General features: G+C 54.1%; 2 rRNA genes. Both read right to left on the reverse strand.

The window, feature by feature from the left end:
- Positions 1-8 precede the first annotated feature (8 nt).
- A 5S ribosomal RNA gene (rrf, locus tag J5Y21_RS11515) occupies positions 9-126 on the reverse strand.
- A 175-nt stretch (positions 127-301) separates the two neighbouring features.
- Positions 302-3374: ribosomal RNA gene (locus J5Y21_RS11520) — 23S ribosomal RNA — on the reverse strand.
- Positions 3375-3400: the final 26 nt, after the last annotated feature.

Consider the following 3400-nt stretch of genomic DNA (forward strand, 5'->3'; position numbering starts at 1 on the left):
AAGTTTTTGGTCGGCGGTAACTTACTCTCCCACACCCTCCCGAGTGCAGTACCATCAGCGCGGGTGGGCTTAGCTTCCGGGTTCGGAATGGGACCGGGCGTTTCCCCACCGCTATCAACCACCGACACACCTTTGGGGGTTTGTCGTCATGGTCGCAACACTGGTTGGTGTGTTGCGGTGTATGTAATTATCTGTGTTTGTGGCCACCACGTGGTGTGTGGTGTGTGGTGTGTCAGATACTGCATAGTGGACGCGGCAGTCGTTGTTTGCTGCTTTGTGTTTCGCTTGTTGTTGGAAACATGTGGTTTGTTGGTTGGTGTATTAGTACCAGTCACCTTCGCACATTGCGGTGCGTCCAGATCTGGCCTATCAACCCAGTAGTCTGCTGGGAACCTATGAAACCTCATCTTGAAACAGGCTTCCCGCTTAGATGCTTTCAGCGGTTATCCCTTCCGTACGTAGCCAACCAGCGGTGCTCCTGGCGGAACAACTGGCACACCAGAGGTACGTCCGTCCCGGTCCTCTCGTACTGGGGACAGCCTTTCTCAAGTTTCTGCGCGCGCGGCGGATAGAGACCGAACTGTCTCACGACGTTCTGAACCCAGCTCGCGTGCCGCTTTAATGGGCGAACAGCCCAACCCTTGGGACCTACTCCAGCCCCAGGATGCGACGAGCCGACATCGAGGTGCCAAACCATCCCGTCGATATGGACTCTTGGGGAAGATCAGCCTGTTATCCCCGGGGTACCTTTTATCCGTTGAGCGACACCACATCCACAAGTAGGTGCCGGATCACTAGTCCCGACTTTCGTCCCTGCTCGACTTGTAAGTCTCGCAGTCAAGCTCCCTTGTGCACTTACACTCTAAACACCTGATTGCCAACCAGGCTGAGGGAACCTTTGGGCGCCTCCGTTACTCTTTGGGAGGCAACCGCCCCAGTTAAACTACCCACCAGGCACTGTCCCCAACCCAGATCATGGGCCAAGGTTAAGACATCCACTACGGTCAGAGTGGTATTTCACTGGACGACTCCACACCCACTAGCGTGAGCGCTTCAAAGTCTCCCACCTATGCTACACAAACCGCAGTAAACACCAATACCAAGCTATAGTGAAGGTCCCGGGGTCTTTTCGTCCTGCCGCGCGAAACGAGCATCTTTACTCGTAGTGCAATTTCACCGGGCCTGTGGTTGAGACAGCAGGGAAGTCGTTACGCCATTCGTGCAGGTCGGAACTTACCCGACAAGGAATTTCGCTACCTTAGGATGGTTATAGTTACCACCGCCGTTTACTGGGGCTTAAATTCTCCGCTTCGAACCAAAGGTCCTAACAGGTCCTCTTAACCTTCCAGCACCGGGCAGGCGTCAGTCCGTATACATCAACTTCAACGTCTTCGCACGGACCTGTGTTTTTGATAAACAGTCGCTTCCCTCTCTTTTCTGCGACCCCAACCAGCTCACATTCGCAAGAAATGATCACCGGTTGTGGCCCCCCTTCTTCCGAAGTTACGGGGGCAATTTGCCGAGTTCCTTAACCACAGTTCACCCGACCGCCTGAGTATGTTCTACTTGACTACCTGTGTCGGTTTCGGGTACGGGCCGTACACACACATCGCTAGAGGCTTTTCTCGACAGCACAGGATCACTACCATCACCCCGTTGGGGTTACGCATCACGCCTCACACATTTAACACCCGCATTTAACTAGGTGTCGTGCCGCACGCTTGCACCACAATCCACTAAGTGGCGTAGCTACCAATCTGTGTCACCCCATCACTTGACTACTACAGATCAGGCCCCACGCATCACACCCACCTGATAATCAAAGATCATCTGGGCAGGTGGTCAGGGTGGTTAGTATCACCGGTTCATCATTGGGCGCGTGTATACGGGTACGGGAATATCAACCCGTTGACCATCGACTACGCCTGTCGGCCTCGCCTTAGGACCCGACTCACCCTGGGAAGACGAACTTGACCCAGGAACCCTTAGTCATTCGGCGGATACGATTCTCACGTATCATTCGTTACTCATGCCTGCATTCTCACTCGCATGAAGTCCACAACCCCTTACGGTACTGCTTCACACCACATGCGACGCTCCCCTACCCATATCAAAGATATGCCGCGGCTTCGGCGGTGTACTTGAGCCCCACTGAATTGTCGGCGCGCAACCACTCGACCAGTGAGCTATTACGCACTCTTTCAAGGGTGGCTGCTTCTAAGCCAACCTCCTGGCTGTCTTCGCGATTACACATCCTTTTCCACTTAGTACACCCTTAGGGGCCTTAACCGGCGATCTGGGCTGTTTCCCTCTCGACTATGAAGCTTATCCCCCACAGTCTCACTGCCGCGCAACAATGTTTAACCGGCATTCGGAGTTTGGCTGACATTGCTAAGATGATAGTCCCGCTCAACCAACCAGTAGCTCTACCTCCGGCACACCTACGCGACGCTGCACCTAAATGCATTTCGGGGAGAACCAGCTATCACGGAGTTTGATTGGCCTTTCACCCCTACCCACAGCTCATCCCCGCAGTTTTCAACCTACGTGGGTTCGCGCCTCCACAACCTCTTACAGCTGCTTCACACTGGCCATGGGTAGATCACCCCGCTTCGGGTCCAGGACATGCCACTCAACACACAATTAGCATTCGCTTTCGCTACGACTACCCCACACGGGTTAACCTCGCGACATGCCGCTGACTCGCAGGCTCATTCTTCAAAAGGCACGCCATCACACACATAGAGGTGCTCTGACGGATTGTAGGCACACAGTTTCAGGAACTCTTTCACTCCCCTCCCGGGGTACTTTTCACCATTCCCTCACGGTACTTATCCACTATCGGTCACACTGAGTATTTAGGCTTACCGGGTGGTCCCGGCAGATTCACAGCAGATTCCACGAGCCCGCTGCTACTCGGGGATACAACCACCACACGCACACATGCATTCACGTACAGGACTCTCACCTACTCCGGTAGGCCATCCCAGACCACTTCCGCTTACACACGCACAATGTGGACGTATCTGGCAGAACACGACCAGTCACACCCCACAACACCGCACACGCAACCCCTGCCAGGTATCACACGCACACGGTTTAGCCTCATCCACGTTCGCTCGCCGCTACTAGCAGAATCATTCTTATTTTCCTCTCCTACCGGTACTGAGATGTTTCACTTCCCGGCGTAACCCCCTTCAACAGCTATGCATTCACTGCAAGGTAACCGCACACAACTACGGCCAGGTTTCCCCATTCGGACACCCTCGGATCAACGCTTTGTTGACAACTCCCCGAGGCTTAACGCAGTCTCACACGTCCTTCATCGGCTCAGCATGCCAAGGCATCCACCATGCGCCCTTAAACAACAAACACACACACGAATAACCCAACACACAAA

Source organism: Corynebacterium sp. Marseille-P3884 (assembly GCF_017942225.1).
Taxonomy (GTDB): domain Bacteria; phylum Actinomycetota; class Actinomycetes; order Mycobacteriales; family Mycobacteriaceae; genus Corynebacterium.